Raw genomic sequence first — 16,463 nt, 5'->3', positions numbered from 1 at the left:
ACGCGAGCGGCGCCCCGCAGCGGCGGCGCCGGGCGACGGGCGGCGTCGAGCGACGCCCGCCGAGGAAGCACGACCCCGATGCGCACGCCCGAAGATGCTCGCGACAGTCCCCGGGAGGCCGCGTGGGGCGTCGCCTACGGGATCGCGGCCTACAGCTCCTGGGGCGTCGTCCCCGTCTTCTGGAAGCAGCTCCGTCACGTCGGCGCGGTCGAGCTCCTGGCCCATCGCACCGTGTGGAGCCTGCTCTCGTTCGTGGCGCTCACGCTGGCTGCAGGGCAGGGCCGTGCGCTCGGCGCGGCCCTGCGCGACCGGCGCGTCGTCGCGGCGATGGCGGTGACCGGCGCGCTCGTGTCGGCGAACTGGGTCCTCTTCATCTACGCCGTCGCGGTGGGGCGCGTGCTCGACGCGAGCCTCGGCTACTTCATCAACCCGCTGCTCAGCGTGCTCCTCGGCATGCTCTTCCTGCGCGAGCGGCTGCGGCCCGCCCAGTGGCTCGCGCTCGGCCTCGCCGCCTCGGGCGTCGTGTACCTGGCGGTGCGCGCCGGCTCGATCCCCTGGATCGCCCTGGGCCTGGCCGGCTCGTTCGCGGTGTACGGCCTGCTGCGGAAGGTCGTCGCCGTCGGCTCGCTCCCCGGCTCCACCCTGGAGACGTCGTTCATCGCCCCGCTCGGCGCGGCCTACCTGGCCGCCCTCCACGCCGAGGGCGCCGGCGCCGCGGGCCACGCCGATCTGCGGACCCACGTCCTCCTCGCCGCGACGGGCATCATCACGGCCCTGCCGCTCGTCTGGTTCACGAACGCGGCGCGCCGCCTGTCGCTGACCACCGTCGGCTTCCTCCAGTACCTCGCGCCGAGCGGCCAGTTCCTGCTGGCCGTGCTGGTCTATGGCGAGCCGTTCACGGCGGCCCAGGCCGTGAGCTTCGCCTTCATCTGGACCGGGCTCGCGGTGTTCAGCGCCGACGCCGTGCTTCGCGCGCGCCGCGCGCGCAGCGCACGAAGGGACGAGCGCCCCCTGAGCGCACGGCAGACGAGACAGGAAGAATCTGAGCCACCGAAATGCCAGGGGCGTCAGGCGAGAGGAGCCGAGGCCAGACGATGAGCGCGGAAGAGACCGCACCGAGCACCGACCTCTCGCAGATCCCGGCGCAGATCCCCGGCCCCGCGGCCTGGTACGGCCCCGCGATGGCGCAGAGCGACGGCTGGATCGAGCACATCACCCAGGCGGAGCTCGAGGAGGTCGAGGCCGCGGTCCGCCGCTTCGCCGAGACGGGCGAAGACCCGGCGCACCTCCGCAGCGAGGCCTTCCCGCTGCCGTCGCTCGCCGCGCGCCTCCGCCGCGTGCTCGCGGAGGTGCTCGATGGCCGCGGCTTCGTTCTGCTCCGCGGGCTGCGCGGCCCGTGGCTCGACCGCGGCGACCTCCGCGCGGCCGCGATCGCGTTCCTCGGCATCGGCAGCCACCTGGGGAGCGCGCGCTCGCAGAACGCGCGAGGGCACATCCTCGGTCACGTGAAGGACCTCGGCCTGTCGAGCCAGGATCCGAGCGTGCGCATCTACCAGACGCGCGAGCGGCAGACCTTCCACACCGACTCGTGCGACGTCGTGGCGCTGCTCTGTCTCCGGACCGCCAGGGCGGGCGGGCTCTCGGCGCTGGTCAGCTCGGTCACGCTGTACAACGAGATGCGGCGGGCGCGCCCGGACCTGGCGGAGGCGCTGTTCGCGCCGATCGAGACCGATCGCCGGAGCGAGGTGCCGGCGGGCGAGCGGCCCTATTTCCGCATCCCGGTGCTGAGCTGGCACGCGGGGCTCCTGTCCGCCATCTACCAGCGGCAGTACATCGAGTCGGCCCGGCGCTTTCCCGACGTCCCGCCGCTCACCGCGCGGCAGATCGAGGCGCTCGACCTGTTCGATGCCCTCGCCAACGACCCTGCGCTCCACATGACCATGGAGCTCCGCCCGGGCGACATCCAGCTCGTGCACAACCACGCGCTGCTCCACGATCGCACGGCCTTCGAGGACTGGCCCGAGCCGGATCGCAAGCGGCACCTGCTCCGCCTCTGGCTCGCTCCGCCCGGGGCGCGGCCGCTGCCGCCGGTGTTCCGCGAGCGCTACGGCTCGCTGACCCCCGGCGACCGCGGGGGCATCGTCGTGCCCGGCACACGGCTCCACGTCCCGCTCGATCCGGCGTGAGCGGCCGCGCCCGCGAGCGCCGGGGCGCTCACCGCGGCTCGTCCGGAGGGCCCCACTGAGCTCCTGCTTGCCGAGGAGCTCGACACTCACCGCCGCGTGCGCGCGCTGCATGCCATGGCGCGCGCTCCGCGAGGCAGCTCACCGCCGCGTGCGCGCGCTGCATGCCCATGGCGCGCGCTCTGCGAGGCAGCTCACCGCCGCGTGCGCGCGCTGCACCCACACGTCACCGGCACGCTCCTCGCAGCGCCCCCTTCCCATGGCTCCCTTGCCTCCGGCCCGAGCGGCAGAGGAATGCGCCGGCGGCGATCCCGGGCCCGCGCCCAGCGGCGGGGCGCGCGTCCATCCCGTTCCGCCCGCCGCCCCGGACGCGCCCGCCGCCCGCCGCGCGCGGCGAAAGGCGCTGCTCCACGCGGCGCTCGGCGGCCTCGGCCTGGCCGCCCTGGCCGCGCTCATCCGCCACGTCGGCGCGGCGGAGATGCTCGCCGCGGTGACCCGCGCCGCGCCGTTCGTGCCTTTCCTGATCGCGCTGGAGGCGGCGCGCATCGGCTGCGAAACGCTCGCGACCGGCGTGCTCTGCGCGCCGCGGCGCGTCCCGATTGCAGAGCTCCTTCGCATCCACGTCGTCACCTACCCCGTCATCACGCTGATGCCGGCCGGCCGCCCCGCGGGCGAGGCGGTCAAGGCCGCGCTGCTCTCCCCCCACGTCGGCGCCGCGCGCGCGGCCGCGATCGCCACGGCGAACCAGTCGCTCGCGCTCCTGTCCTCGGCCCCGCTCTCCCTCCTCGCGGCCCTCGTCCTCTTCCACCTCGGCGGCGGCGCCTCCCCGCTCGCCCTCGGCGTGCTCGCGCACGCCGCCCTCCTGGTCGCGAGCGGCCTCGGCATCGCCTTCGCCGCACGGCAGCGCACCGCCTCGGCGTGGATCACCCGGCGGTTCGCCCGGGCCGGCCAGCTCGCCGCCGCCTTCCAGGAGGCCGTCCACGAGCGCCCGCCCGTCCCGGCCTGGCCGTTCGCCGCCTGCCTCGCGGGCCGCGCGCTCCAGGCGGTGCAGTACGGCGTGCTGCTCGCCGTCGTCGGCGCCGAGAGCGGCCCCCTCCGCGCGCTCGCCGCGTACGGCGTGGGCGCCGCCGGCACGGCGGCCGGCGACCTCATCCCGGGCCAGGTCGGCGCAACGGACGGGGCCTTCGCGCTCGCCGCCTCGCTGCTCGGCCTCACCGAGAGCTCCGCCATCGCGATCTCGCTGCTCGTCCACCTCCTCCAGGCGGCCTTCGCGCTCGCAGGGATCGCCGCCGCGCTCGTGTGGCGCCGCAGCCCTCCGGCGCCCTGAGCCGAGCTCGACTGGGGCCAGGGAGTCGCGCGCCTCCGGCGTGCGCTCAGCCGCGCTCGCGCTTGATGCGCTCCAGCTCAGCCAGGGCCTCGGCCAGACGCCGCTCGGCCTCGTCGGCGCGCTGCCGCTCCGCATCGAGGCGGCGTCGCTCTTCATCGAAGCGGCGCCGCTCTTCGTCGAAGCGGCGCCGCTCTTCGTCGAGGCTCGTCTCGGTCTCCTCGATGCGCGCCTCGAGGTCGCCCACCATCGAGCCCAGCCGGGCGAGCAGCTCGTGCGTCTCCGGCAGCGGCGCCAGCCCGTGGAAGAAGCGCAGCCGGTCTCCCTCAAGGCTCAGGTCGAGGTCGAGCACCGTGCTCGCGAGCCGGCCCTCCTGCGGGACGATCGGCTGGTACCGCGCGCTGCCCTCGGCGAGCCGGAAGCCGCGCAGCCGCCTTCGCTTGCGGTCGAAGACGAAGTACTCGGAGATGCCCAGCGACGCGTAGCGGGTGACGTTGTCCTCGAGGTCCTTCTTGCTGCTCCCGCTCCAGAGGATCTCCAGCGCGAAGTCGATCCCCTTGCCCTCGGCGCTCACCGACCAGCGGGCGCGCTCCTTCACCTCGACGTCGAGCACCGCGATGACGTCGGGCGCGAAGATCCGCTCGGCCGGGTAGTAGACGGGCAGCTCGCATGCGAGGTACACGCGCCGGCCGATGCGCTGGAAGTACCCGCCCAGCGCGTCCCTGGCCGCCACCTTCGGGTTGAAGTGGAAGTCGCCCTCGGGAGGGCACGCCTCGGAGATCTCGAACTCCGACGGGAGGGTATCGAGGACGCGCTGCCGTTCCTCCGGCGTCATGCGGTCCCAGAGCTCCTGCGGAGGGGCCCGCGGATCGTCGGGATCGATCACCCAGGACGTCGGCGCGCGCTGCATGATCCGAGCATAGCGGGCCCGCGCAGGTGCAACCACGGCGCACGCACGGCATCGGCCCCTCGAGGGCGCTCCAGGTCCAGGGGCGCTCCAGACCACGCCGAGCCGCGCACCCCCGCTCGCGCGCCTTGCGCCCGGAAGGGGGTCTGGCACCCCCACAAGCGCTCTGCTCTGCGGTCCGGAGGGGTCCGGCACCCCGCAAGCGCTCTGCATTGCGGTCCGGAGGGGTCCGGCACCCCCTTGTGGCACAACGAAGAGGGTGCATGCTGGGTTGTTGGCACAGAATTTCGCCGAAAAATGCGTTGTTTGGCACAACCTTGCCCTGAAAATCGCTCGACCAAGCGTTATTGAGGGGTCCGGACCCCGGTGTGTCACAGTGCACTGCGTTTGAGCCAGTGCCGGACCCCCTCCCCCGGCACAGCGCCGCCCCGTTCTGGCACAGAACCAGGGCGTACAGCTCTCTCCGGAGGCCGCCCGCGGCGTCGGGCATCCCGGCGGCACGGGTGAGGCCGACGCCCCGGGGATCGCTCCACGCACCCTCGAGCATGCGACGCCGGCCGTACAGGGCGGCCTACTCGCCCGGTCGTCCGCTCCCTCGCCCGGCCGCCTGGCAGGCGCCCCCCTCGTGCGCCTCGCGGTCACGCGGCAGCCGGGCACGCGGCGCGGCGGCCGCCCGACGGCGCAGCGACCACGACCGCGGCAGATCGCTGGCCACCCTCCGGCGGTTCGTCCTAGGGTGTGCAGTCATGACGGAGACGACCGGCGGCCCTGGAAGGGACGTGCTCACCCAGACAGAGGCCGAGGAGCGCGCCGCGCGCATCGGCAATGCGCGCTACGAGCTCTCCCTCGACCTCTCGCGCGACGCCCGCGGTTACCGCGGCGAGGCGATCGCCTACTTCGACGTCCGCGGCCACGGCGACACGTTCATCGACTTCCGCGGCCGGCGCATCGAGCGGCTCGAGATCAACGGCGTCGAGGTCGAGCCCGCGTGGTCCGACTGCCGCATCGTCCTCCCGGGGAGGCTGCTCGCCCCGGAGACGCGCGTGCGCGTCGTCTACGAGAACGACTACGATCACACCGGCGACGGCTTCCATCACTTCCGCGACCCGGAGGACGGCGAGGACTACCTCTACTCGGACCTCGAGCCGTTCAGCGCGCACCGCGTGTTCCCCTGCTTCGATCAGCCGGACATCAAGGCGAGCTACCGGCTCTCCGTCACCGCGCCCGAGGACTGGGAGGTCATCGGCAACGCCCGCGTCAGCCGCACGTTCGGCGCGGGCCTCGGCCGCATGACGCGGGTGTTCGAGGAGACGACCCGGTTCAGCACCTACGTCTTCGCGCTGATCGCCGGCCCGTACAGCGGCGTCCGCGACGAGCACCGCGGGATCCCCCTCGGGCTCTACTGCCGCAGGTCGCTCGCGAGGCACCTCGACGCCGAGGAGCTCTTCACGATCACGAAGCAGGGCTTCGACTTCTACCCGGAGTTCTTCGACTACCCCTACCCCTTCAGCAAGTACGACCAGGTCTTCGTCCCGGAGTTCAACGCCGGCGCCATGGAGAACGTCGGCGCCGTGACCCACAGCGAGCGCATGATCTTCCGGGACCCGCCGACGGACCACCAGCGCCTCACGCGCGCGGAGGTGCTCCTCCACGAGATGGCCCACATGTGGTTCGGCAACCTCGTGACCATGCGGTGGTGGAACGATCTCTGGCTGAACGAGAGCTTCGCCACGTACATGGCCTTCCTCGCGATGGACCAGGCGACCCGGTTCCAGCCGGCCGTGTGGAAGGCGTTCAACGTCATGAAGAGCTGGGCCTACCGGCAGGACCAGCTCGTGACGACGCACCCCATCGCCGGGGAGCTCGCCGACACGGAGCAGACGTTCCTGAACTTCGATGGCATCACGTACGGCAAGGGCGCCGCCGCGATGAAGCAGCTCGTCGCCGCGATCGGCCTCCCGGCCTTCCGCGACGGGATGCGCCGGTACTTCAAGCGCTACCAGTACGGCAACGCGACGCTGCGCGAGTTCCTGTCCGCGCTGGAGGAGGGCTCCGGCCGCGACCTCGGCGCGTGGTCGCGCCTCTGGCTCGAGCGGGCGTCCCTCAACACGCTGACGGCCGAGTGGGAGCCCGAGGGCGACCGCATCGGCCGGCTCCGCGTGCTGCAGACGGCGCCGGCCGACTACCCGACCCTCCGGCCGCACCGCATCGACGTCGCGCTGGCGCGCGAGGAGGACGGCGCGCTCGTCGTCGACTCCGTCCCCGCGGAGATCGACGGCGCGGCGACCGAGGTCGCCGCCGCGCGGGGGCAGCGGGCGCCGCTCCTCGTGTTCCCCAACCACAACGATCTCACGTTCGCGAAGATCGCGCTCGACCCAGCCTCGCTCGCGTTCGTGCGCGAGCACATGGGCCGCGTGGAGGATCCGCTCCTGCGCCAGCTGCTCTGGTCGTCGCTCTGGAGCATGGTGCGCGATCAGAAGCTCGCCTCCCCCGCGTACCTCGCGCTGGTGAGGGACAAGCTGCCCGCCGAGCCGGACCTCTCGCTCGTCGACCCGGTGCTCGCGAACGCGGCGACGGCGCTCGCGCGCTACGTGCCGGATCCGCTGCGCGAGGCCGAGGCGAGCGCGTTCACGGGCCTCGCCCTCGCGGCCCTGCGGGCGGCCCCCCGCGGCGACGCGCAGATCGTGTGGGCGCGGGCGCTCTTCAACGCGGCGTACTCCGCGCCGGATCTCGCGCTGGCCGCGCGCCTCGCGGACGGCGAGATCGAGGTGGAGGGCCTCGAGATCGACCAGGAGATGCGCTGGACGGTCGCCGTGAAGTGGATCGCGCGCGGCATGAAGGGCGCGGAGGAGCGGCTCGCGGCCGAGCGCGAGCACGACCCGTCCGATCGCGGGCAGCGCGCCGCGCTGCGCGCCGAGACGGCGCGGCCGGATCCGGCGGCGAAGGCCGCGGCGTGGGCGCGCTTCCACGAGGACGGGTACGGCTCGCTGCACCTCACCGGCGCGGCCATGTCGGGCTTCAACTGGTCGTTCCAGCGCGCGCTGCTCGAGCCGTACGCGCAGGCGTTCTTCGAGCGGGTGCAGCAGGTCTTCGAGGCGCGGACGCACGAGTTCGCGTCCGCGTATTTCACCCATCTGTTCCCCTCGTACCGCGTCGATCGGGACCTCCTCGCCCGCGCGGAGGCGCGGACCGCGGCGCTCGGGCGGGCCCCGGACGGCGCGCCGGCGACGCCGCGGCTGCCGATGCTGGTCCGGATGCTCCGCGAGGCGAGCGACGACCTCGTGCGGGCGCTCGCCTGCCGGGAGCTCGCGGCGGCGAGCGCCGAGGGGCACCGCCCGGGGGGCGGGGGCGCCCCCGGCTGAGCGAGGAACCCAGGAGAGCGGCGCTCGAGGCGACGATGATCGTGCAGCTCGGCAAGACGTCCCTCACGTGGACGCGCGCGGACCTCGAGGCGAAGCTCGCCGGCCACGCGCGCGTCCTCATCGACGTCGGCACGGGCGACGGCCGCTTCGTGTACCGCTCGGCCGGCGCCCACCCCGACACGTACTGCATCGGCGTCGATCCCGCGGGGGAGCGGATGCGCGAGGTGTCGTGGCGCGCCAGCCGCAAGGTCGCCCGAGGCGGCCGGCCGAACGCGCTCTTCGTCGTCGCGTCCGTGCAAGCGCTGCCGGCGGAGCTCACCGGGCTCGCCCACACCCTCACGCTCAATTTCCCCTGGGCCTCGCTGCTCTCGGCCCTCGTGCTGCCCGAGGCGCCGGTGATCGAGGCGCTGCGCCGGCTCGTCCGGCCGGGCGGAGAGCTCATCGCGCTGCTCAACCAGAGCGTCTTCGACGACCGGCCCTACGCGGCGCGGCTCGGGCTCCCCGAGCTCTCGGACGCGTGGGTCGACGACACGCTGCGCCCCGCCTACCGCGCCGCGGGCTTCGAGATCCGGGCGAGCGAGATCGTCGAGGGGGACATGCCGCACCAGACCAGCTGGGGACAGCACCTCACGCTGGCGTCGGGCCGGCGGACGCGCCTGCTCACGGCCGAGGCGATAGGCTGAGCACCGGCAGGCGTTCACCAGCTCGAACTCGCGGAGCAGCCGCCTGCGCTCGATGAACGAGCTGGTGCGGATCGGCCCCATCGAGTCGCCGTACCCGCCGGAGCTCAGGGTGGCGCCTTGGCGGTCGACGTGGACCACCGGCCCGAGCTCCGGTGGTCCATCGAAGTAGAACGCGCGCAGCAGCTTCGCGCCTCGCCTCGTCGTCGATCGTGGTCAGGTCCGACAAGAAGCAAGGGGGCGTCCTCGGGCGGCCCGGCTGACGCCGGCGCCCGTGGTCACTGCGGTGCTGCGATCGTGATCGAGGGATCGAACCAGTAGTTACCGATATACTCTCCGCCGATCGAGCAATAGAACTCGAGGCCGTACTGCAGCACGCCCGCGGTGGCGAGCGCCGGAACGAGGATGTACGGGTTGCGCTTCACGGGCGAAGTCAGGCTCGCGTCGTGGCGGGTGACCAGGTAATTGGTGTTGTCATTCTCCGGCGCCCACGGAGAGTTCGAACCGGTGACATAGTCATAACCGTACGAGTTGACGCGAGTGTCCCGGAAGCTGATGTCTCCGATGACCGCATCCCCGCCGGTGAGGTCACCGAGGGTAATCGGATTGGACTGCCAGGTCATCGCGACGAAGCCCACCGGGGCGCAAGCCACGCCGATGTTGGAGTTCGAGTCCTGGACGGAGATGAGGACCTCCTCGTTGAAGTACACAGTCACGGGAGTGTCCCCGCTCTGGTTGGTGTAGGGATTGGGGTCGTTTCCTCTCCCGTACTTGAGAGGGGGGTGCGGCCCCGGATAATCCCTGGGGATTGCCAAACCGGCCTCCCGGACTTTGCTTGAGAGCATTGCTATCGATCAGAAAAATGATGTGCATTGTCATGTCGTTCTCTTCCATTCCTGGGCGCTCGGCGCGCTCGTGCTGCGCGCGCTGGCGAGCCAGGACTACCGCCCATGCTCGCAGGCCTCGCGGGCGCGTCGGCCGTGCTCGGGGGCAAGTTCTGGCGCGACGCGCTGCAAAGCATCGTGCGGGGCGTGATGCTGCCCTTCTGGGACGAGGCGGACGACTACTCTCTCCATCACGGCGTCCCGGCCATTTTTAATCAGCCGACGGTCGACCTCCCGAGCTACGGCCTGATGGGTATCCCCAACCCGCTGCGGTCGTTCACCCTGCCCATCTCGGTCTCCGACAGCTACTGGGGGGACCAGAACGCAGACGCCGACGAGGCGCACCCGTACTACAAGCGTGCCGGCTACACGACGGTGCGGTACCCGCTCTCGGGGCTGGTGGGCGACTTCGGGGACTCCGAGCTGACGTACGCCCACAACCAGAGGTATCCCGGCCAGAACACGAACGACGCGCTGCTCGACAACAACATCATGGCCTGGCTGAACGGCCCCGATGGTCAGGGGCATCGATCGCGCCCTGTTCCAGGGGTCGTTCCTGCTGACGGCGCACGCGACCGTCGCGGACGACGGCGGCAAGACCAGGGAATACTACCTGGGCTACCACGCTGTCTTGAGCCGTTACAGCGTGAGCAACTGCGCGAACTGCCGCACTCACCTCGAGGTCATCGCCCACTTCTCCCTGAAGAACATGCCGGAGGACGAGGTGGATCGCGCGATCTTCACCGTGAAGGTTCACCATCGCGGGTCGGTGCTCCATGCCGGCTTGAAGGCCGTTCTCAAGATCCGCGGCTAAGCGCGCCGGCGGCGCCGCGGCACGCGCGGCCGCCGCGGCGGGCGATGCGCGGGGCGAGGGCGAACGTCGCAGGTTCGTCGCCCGCGCCGCGCGCCGCCGCGAAGCTCGGACTATCGCCCGGCGAGCCTATCGCGTGCTCTCGTGCTGCACCGCCTCCCGCTCGGTCACCCGGCGGACGGTCTGCGCGGTGTGCCTGTCGTCCTCGCTCTGCGCGATATCCGACAGGCTGATGATGCCGACCAGGCGGCCGTCCGCCTCGGTGCACAGGACGCGCGACTTGTGGTGCTGCCCCATCAGCTGCTCCGCGCGCTGCACGTCGTCGTCGGGCCGGCACGCGACCACCCCGCGCGTCATGACGTCGCCCGCCTTCGTGCTCAGCGGCCTGCTGTGGGCCAGCACCCGGATGGCGAGGTCGCGGTCCGTCAGCGCCCCCAGCACCCTCCCGGCGCTGTCGCAGACAGGAAGGAAGCCGACGTTCGCGTCGCGCATCTTGCACGCGGCCGTCTGGATGGTGTCGTCGGCCAGGACGCTCTGGATGTCTTGCTTCATGATCTCCTTGCACAGCATGGTTCCCTCCTTCGGTTCCTCTTGCAGCGCCCGGTAGCGTCACAGCGCACAAAAGGACCTTAGGGGACCATCGCGGGCGAGGGATGGAGCATCATGATGAATGCGGCGTCGGGCACCGCTTGATCGCGCCTCCGGCCGGCGAGCGCGCCGGGCGGCGCCCTGGCGGAGCGCCGCGGCGCCAGCCAACCTGAGGTGCGAGACACCATGTCAGAGCGGATCACAGGGGCGGTCATCCGCCAGGCGCAGCCGGCAGACGCGGCCGTCATCGCGCGCATCGAGGTCGACTCCTGGCAGGCGGCCTACCTGGGCCTGATCCCGGCGGCCGATCTCAACGCCCTCTCCGTGCCGGCGCGCGAGGCGAGCTGGCGGCGCATCCTCGGCCGCGACCCCGCGACCGGGACGCGGACCTGGATGCTCTGCGCCGAGGGCGCCGGGCTCGGCTTCGCGAGCGCCGGGCCGACGCGCGACGACGACGGGCCAGGTGACGTCGGCGAGCTCTACACGATCTACCTCCTGCCCGCCGCGTGGGGGCGCGGGCTCGGCGCCGCGCTGCTCGACACGGCGCAGGCCGACCTGGCCCGGCGCCGCCACAGGACCATGACGATCTGGGTCCTCGAGGGGAACACCCGCGCGCGCCGCTTCTACGAGCTCTCCGGCTTCACCCGCGACGGCGCGCGGCGGTGGGCGCGGGTCGGCGCCGGCAGCCTCCCGGAGATCCGCTACCGGCGAGCGCTGTAGCGCGCCCCGGATGCCGGATGCCACGCCGAGGGCGGCGCCGGCGCGTGGACCGGCGACCAGCGACGCCCTGGGCCCCAGCGCGCCGGCGCTAGCCGAAGCGCACGACGATGCTGCTGTAGCCGCCCCGCGGGTCGTACTGGGAGGTGATCTTTCCCCAGGGATACTCGTACGGCGGCGCGCCGAGGATCGACGCCAGCCAGGCGTCGTGGCTGGCCTTGCGCTCCGCCTCCTCCTTCTCGGACCAGTCGTTCCAGAACGCCTTCGACTCGGCGCCGACCTCGAACAGCTCGACCCACGCGATCTTGCCGCTGCAGAAGTGCAGCGTGATGCGGAAGGTCCGGAAGCCGATGCGCTGGCGCGACGTCCGGTATCCGCTCCACGGTTGCGTCTCGCTCAGGGCGTTGGCCATCCGCGCGAGCGGCGACGACAAGAACTGCGCTTCCGAGTACGAGGGTCCGATGCGAAGCCCGGATGTGAGCTCGATCTCGCCCGTCTGTCGATGGATCATCCAGCCCTCCGACCGCTCGGAACAGCATACACGACGGCTCGCGGATCGGCGCGGCTCAGCCGAGCCCCGCCGACGTCCGCGCGCGACAGTCACGCGAAGACCCGATTCCACGTCTCCGAAGGTGGGTGTTCGACGGAGGTTCACCCCCTGCCGTTCGCGCGCCCGGCTTCTCGGAGGACAACAGCCGCGGTCCCTCCCACGGAGCGCGACGGAGGCCGCCGCTGTCCTCCTGTGTCGACACGACGCCCACGATGTCGCGGGTGACCGAGAAGACCGAGAAGACCGAGAAGACCGAGAAGACCGAGCACGCACTTTCGCTATGGGCATAAGGGGGTGTGGCGCAAGGCGGTTTTCCTGCTCGTGGCAACCCCGATAACCGGTAATATCGGTCACGGATCGCGCCGGGCCCCACCCGAGGTCATCCGAGGTCTTCTTGCCGCGTTGCCCTTCCTGCCATCGCCGACTCGCAGTGCTCACCTCCTGCCCGACGGACGGAGCCACGGCGCCGTCCCGCCCAGCGCCGGTCGATCTCGGCGCCGAGACGCCGCCGTCCGTCGCGGGCTTCCTCGTCGGCCCGCCGCTCGCGGCGGGCGCCTTCTCGGTCATCTGGGCCGCGACGCGCGCGGAGGACGGCGCCCCCGCCGTGCTCAAGGTCAGCAGGGCCCACTCGCTGCTCGCGCGCGAGCGGTTCCGCAGCGAGGCGTGGGCGCTCGAGCAGCTCGGTCCCCCGGCCTCGCCTCGCCTGCTCCAGAACGGCGTGCTCGAGGACGGCCGCGCGTACATCGCGATGGAGCGGCTCCGCGGCGAGACGCTGGCGGCCCACCTCGAGGGCCTGCCCGCCGCGCCCGACCTGCGCTCCGCCCTCGACGTCGCGCTCGGCGTGCTGAGCTGCCTCCAGGTGGTGCACGAGCGCGGCCTGGTCCACCTGGATCTCGCGCCCGAGAACGTCTTCCTCGAGCCCGACGGCGGCGTGCGGCTCCTCGACTTCGGCCTCACGCAGCGCGAGCGCGGCGTCGTCTGCCACCCGGCGGACAGCGCTCTCACAACGCTGGGCGCCATGCTCGGGACGCCCGAGTACGCCGCGCCCGAGCGGCTCCGGGGCGAGCCGCTCGACGCGCGCGCGGACCTCTACGCCTTCGGCGCGCTCCTCTTCGAGCTGCTCACGCTGCGCCCTCCGTTCGCGGGCGATCGCGCGAACGTCGCGCAGGGGCACCTCGGCCGGCTCCCCCCGAGGCCGAGCGAGATCGCCCCGGTCCCTCCGTCCATCGAGGCCCTCGTCCTCGCCTGCCTCGCCAAGGAGCGTGCGCTCCGCCCGGCCGACGCCGCGGGCCTGCGGGCCGCGCTCGCGTCGGCGGGCGCCGAGGCGCTCGCCCTGGCCGGCGGCGCCGCCGGCGCCGCGGCGACCGCGGGAGACGACGTCGCCACGGGCTCCACGGACCGGCACGACACGGTGGTGCTCGCCCTGGAGGCCCGCGGCGCCGAGGCCGAGGTCCGCGCCGCCGTGGCCCGCCACGACGGGCACCTCGCGCGGCAGCGCGGCTACCGCTTCGTCGCGATCTTCCCCGGCCCGAAAGAGGCGGCCGCGGAGCGCGCGCTCCTCGCGGGGCGGGAGATCGTCGCTTCGGTCGGCGCGCCCCTCGCGATCCACATCGCGCCGTTGAAGCTCCGCCGCGACGCCGAGAGCGTGCACGCCGCCGGGATCGCCGTGGAGCGGCCCGAGTCGTGGCTCCCCGCGGATTCGTGGCGGGGCATCGCGCTCAGCGCCGAGCTCGTCACCGCGCATCCCGGGTTCGACGTCGTCGCGGCGAGCGAGGACGGCCGCTACTTCTTCGCCCCGGACGCGCCCCCGCCCTCGGGCCATCGCGTCGCCGCGCGCGCCGCGCCGCCGCTCGTCGGGCGCGGCGACGCTCAGGGCGCCGTCGAGGAGAGCCGCGAGCGCGCGCTCGCGGGCCTGGGGCCCGGCCTCTGCGCGCTGATCGGCGAGCGCGGCGTCGGCAAGTCGCGGCTCGCCGAGGAGCTCGCCGAGAGCAGCCGCCGCGCGCACCCGGGCGCGCTCGTGATCTCGCTGCGCGCCGAGCCGGAGCTCGGCGCGCGCCCCGGGGGCGGCTTCGGCCGGACCGCGGCCGCCTTGCTCGCCGAGGTGCTCGGCGCGAGGGACGGCGCCCCCGCGGCGCCCGACGACCCGCGCGCGTTCTGCGTCGAGCGGCTCGGAGAGCCGCTCGGCGGCGAGGTGTGGCCCGCCGTGGCCGCGATCCTCGGCTGGACGGGCGGCTCCGCAGGCCGGCCGCCGCCGCGCCGCGGGAGCGTGATCCGGGCGCTCGCCGAGGCGCTCCGCCGCCGGGCGATGGAGCGGCCCGTCGTCGTGATCGTCGACGACGCGCACCTCGCCGACAGCGCCACGCTCGACGCGCTCGACCTCGCGACGCGGCGCGAGGCGTCGGTCGCGCTCTGGGTGCTGCTCGCCGGCGCGCCGGCGCGCTGCTCGCCGACGCCGCGGCGCCACGCGCTGAGCGCCCGCGGCCACGCGCGCGATCACGTCGCGCTCTCGCCGCTCGACGACGCCGCCGGGCTCCTGCTCTGCGCGGAGCTCCTCCGGCCCGCGGAGCCTCCGCCGAGCGCGACGCTCCGGCGCATCTGCGCGTGGGCCGGCTACAACCCCCGCGGCCTCGTGGAGCTCACCCGGGCGATCAAGCGGGCGGGCCTCGTGCGGCTGCGGGCGAGATCGAGCGGCCACCAGCTCGCGACCGCCGAGCTGGAGAGGCTCCCGCCGTCGCCGGCGTGGCAGTGGTTCGCCGCGCGGCAGCTCGAGGCGCTCCCGCCGGAGCTCGCCGCCTGCGCGAGGCTCTGCGCGGTGCTCGGCTTCGAGGTCTCGGAGGACGTGGCGGCGAGCGTGCAACGCGCGTTCGAACGCGAGGGCGCGGCGGCGTACGTCGACCACGTCGACGTCCCGAGCGCCCTGCGCGCGCTGGTGGCGCGAGGGCTCCTCGTGCCCCGCGGCGCGCACGACGCCGCGCCGCGAGACGGCGCCCTCTGCGGCGGCGCCAGCTACGCCTTCCGGAGCGCGCTCTTGCAGGAGGCCATCTACGCGCTGCTCCCGGAGGAGGAGCGCGCGGCGATGCACCGGCACGCGCTCGCCGTCTGGGAGCTCAGGGCCGAGGCCCGGCCGAGGGCGCCGGAGCTGCTCGAGCCGATCGCGCGCCACGCCGCGGCCGCCGGGGCGCGCGCGCGCGCGGCGCACGCGTACCTGCTCCTCGGCGATCTCCAGCGCGACCGGCACAACAACGCGGTGGCAGAGGGCCACTACGCGTCCGCGCTCCTCTGGGCCGACGGCGACGATCAACGCCAGCGGTACCTCGCGCTCCTCGGCCGCGCGCGCGTGCGCTACCGCGTCCTGCGCACCGGCGAGGCGCTCGACGATCTCCGCTCCGCGGGGGCGCTGGCCCGGACGATGAAGGACCCGCGGATGATCGCGGAGGCGCTGCTCGAGGAGGCGACCGCGCTCGACTGGGCCGGCGCCTGGGAGGAGTCGGCGGCGCGCGTCGAGGAGGTGATCCCGCTGCTCGACGTCCGCGAGGGCCGCGCCGACGCCGCGCTCGCCGCGCGCTTCGAGGTCGCGGCAGGCCGCTCGGCGTTCCGCAAGGGCAACCTGGACGACGCGCTCGAGCGGCTCACGCAGGGCGTGGAGCGCGTCCGCGAGGCCGATCACGACACGCACGTGACGGGGCTCACGCTGCTGGCCTGCGTGCTCGCGCGGTCCGGCCAGCTGGAGGAGGCGGAGCGGCGCTTCGACGACGCCGTGCGCAGCTGCGAGGAGCGCGGCGACCGGGGCCACCTCTGCGCGGCGCTCGTCCGCCGCGCGGAGCTCTGGCCGGCGCTCGACGCCCCGGATCGCGCGATGGCGGACCTCCGGCGCGCGGTCCAGCTGGCCCGCGAGGAGGCGAGCGCCCTGGCGGAGCGCGACGCGACGATCAAGCTCGCGGAGCTGCTCTACCTCTGGGGGCACGAGGACGAGGCGCTGCCCCTGGTGCGGCAGGCGCGCTCGCTCGACGAGCAGCTCAAGGACAAGCCGGCCTACAGGAGCGCGCTCCTGCTCGCGCGGATCCATGCGATGCGCGACGAACACGCGGACGCGAGCCGGCAGCTCCGGTGGCTGAGGGCGCAGGGGGCGGTCGCGGATCTGCCGCCGTACGCCCAGGCCCTCCTCGGCGTCATGCAGCTCGCCGTGAAGGACCCGAGGTCCGGCATGGAGAGCCCGCGCACGCGGGCGACGGTGCGCGAGGAGGGGGAGCCGACCGGCGAGCTGGGCGGCGGCCTCAGCGCCGATCAGCGGGTCGAGCTCCTCTACTGGCGGGCGCGCGCCCTGCTCGACGCCGGCCGCCCCGAGGATCTGGCGCTGCTCCTCGCGCGCACCGCGCCGCTCCTCGCCGAGAGCCGGGCCTGGCGCCCGCGCTTCGCGAAGCTCCGGGCGGGCGACGGGCAGCTCGCGGGGTAGCGCC

13 protein-coding genes are annotated in these 16,463 nt (G+C 73.6%); 8 read left to right on the top strand and 5 right to left on the bottom strand.

The features are described from left to right. The first annotated feature begins 78 nt into the window (after positions 1-78). From rarD to WMF29_RS12610, 3 genes are all read left to right on the top strand, one after another. Entirely contained in the window at positions 79-1,098 is a 1,020-nt protein-coding gene (rarD, locus tag WMF29_RS12620; RefSeq protein WP_437329074.1) for an EamA family transporter RarD, read from the top strand. Continuing rightward, positions 1,095-2,186, top strand: coding sequence for a TauD/TfdA family dioxygenase (locus tag WMF29_RS12615; RefSeq protein ID WP_437329073.1), 1,092 nt, complete (start codon positions 1,095-1,097; stop codon positions 2,184-2,186). The genes rarD and WMF29_RS12615 overlap by 4 nt, the downstream gene beginning before the upstream one ends. A 265-nt stretch (positions 2,187-2,451) precedes the next feature. Next, entirely contained in the window at positions 2,452-3,510 is a 1,059-nt protein-coding gene (locus tag WMF29_RS12610; protein ID WP_437329072.1) for a lysylphosphatidylglycerol synthase domain-containing protein, read from the top strand. Between the two features lie 46 nt (positions 3,511-3,556). Here the strand turns inward: WMF29_RS12610 and WMF29_RS12605 are convergent, their stop codons facing one another. Further along, positions 3,557-4,417 carry a Uma2 family endonuclease gene (locus WMF29_RS12605; protein WP_437329071.1) on the bottom strand — a complete coding sequence of 287 codons (861 nt, stop codon included), beginning with the start codon at positions 4,415-4,417 and terminating at the stop codon, positions 3,557-3,559. A 743-nt stretch (positions 4,418-5,160) separates the two neighbouring features. On the opposite strand from WMF29_RS12605, the gene pepN reads away from it, so the two are divergent. Beyond that, positions 5,161-7,776 carry an aminopeptidase N gene (gene pepN / locus WMF29_RS12600; RefSeq protein ID WP_437329070.1) on the top strand — a complete coding sequence of 872 codons (2,616 nt, stop codon included), beginning with the start codon at positions 5,161-5,163 and terminating at the stop codon, positions 7,774-7,776. Positions 7,777-7,811: 35 nt separating this feature from the next. Further along, positions 7,812-8,459, top strand: coding sequence for a class I SAM-dependent methyltransferase (locus tag WMF29_RS12595; RefSeq protein ID WP_437329069.1), 648 nt, complete (start codon positions 7,812-7,814; stop codon positions 8,457-8,459). A 275-nt stretch (positions 8,460-8,734) separates the two neighbouring features. Here the strand turns inward: WMF29_RS12595 and WMF29_RS12590 are convergent, their stop codons facing one another. Both WMF29_RS12590 and WMF29_RS12585 read right to left on the bottom strand, forming a co-directional pair. Further along, positions 8,735-9,172 (bottom strand): hypothetical protein, encoded by a 438-nt coding sequence (locus WMF29_RS12590; RefSeq protein ID WP_437329068.1) that lies wholly within the window; start codon positions 9,170-9,172, stop codon positions 8,735-8,737. A 533-nt stretch (positions 9,173-9,705) separates the two neighbouring features. Then, positions 9,706-9,834, bottom strand: a complete 129-nt coding sequence (locus WMF29_RS12585; RefSeq protein ID WP_437329067.1) for a hypothetical protein — start codon at positions 9,832-9,834, stop codon at positions 9,706-9,708. Between the two features lie 20 nt (positions 9,835-9,854). On the opposite strand from WMF29_RS12585, the gene WMF29_RS12580 reads away from it, so the two are divergent. Beyond that, positions 9,855-10,154: a hypothetical protein gene (locus WMF29_RS12580; RefSeq protein WP_437329066.1), complete on the top strand. Its 300-nt coding sequence runs from the start codon at positions 9,855-9,857 to the stop codon at positions 10,152-10,154. A gap of 126 nt (positions 10,155-10,280) precedes the next feature. On the opposite strand, the gene WMF29_RS12575 is transcribed toward WMF29_RS12580, so the two are convergent. Then, the gene (locus WMF29_RS12575; RefSeq protein WP_272103138.1) at positions 10,281-10,721 is read right to left on the bottom strand and encodes a CBS domain-containing protein; all 441 of its coding nucleotides are present in this window, start codon (positions 10,719-10,721) and stop codon (positions 10,281-10,283) included. Between the two features lie 204 nt (positions 10,722-10,925). Between WMF29_RS12575 and WMF29_RS12570 the strand changes: the two genes are divergently transcribed. Continuing rightward, positions 10,926-11,459: an N-acetyltransferase family protein gene (locus tag WMF29_RS12570; protein ID WP_437329065.1), complete on the top strand. Its 534-nt coding sequence runs from the start codon at positions 10,926-10,928 to the stop codon at positions 11,457-11,459. Between the two features lie 88 nt (positions 11,460-11,547). On the opposite strand, the gene WMF29_RS12565 is transcribed toward WMF29_RS12570, so the two are convergent. After that, on the bottom strand, positions 11,548-11,967 hold the full coding sequence (locus WMF29_RS12565) for a hypothetical protein (protein ID WP_437329064.1): 420 nt from the start codon (positions 11,965-11,967) through the stop codon (positions 11,548-11,550). A 469-nt stretch (positions 11,968-12,436) separates the two neighbouring features. Between WMF29_RS12565 and WMF29_RS12560 the strand changes: the two genes are divergently transcribed. Further along, the gene (locus WMF29_RS12560; RefSeq protein ID WP_437329063.1) at positions 12,437-16,459 is read left to right on the top strand and encodes a serine/threonine-protein kinase; all 4,023 of its coding nucleotides are present in this window, start codon (positions 12,437-12,439) and stop codon (positions 16,457-16,459) included. The last annotated feature ends 4 nt before the right edge of the window (positions 16,460-16,463 follow it).

The sequence above is a fragment of the Sorangium sp. So ce381 genome (assembly GCF_051473845.1).
In the GTDB taxonomy this organism is placed as follows: domain Bacteria; phylum Myxococcota_A; class Polyangia; order Polyangiales; family Polyangiaceae; genus Sorangium; species Sorangium atrum.
This window is presented reverse-complemented; position numbering and strand designations above follow the sequence as displayed.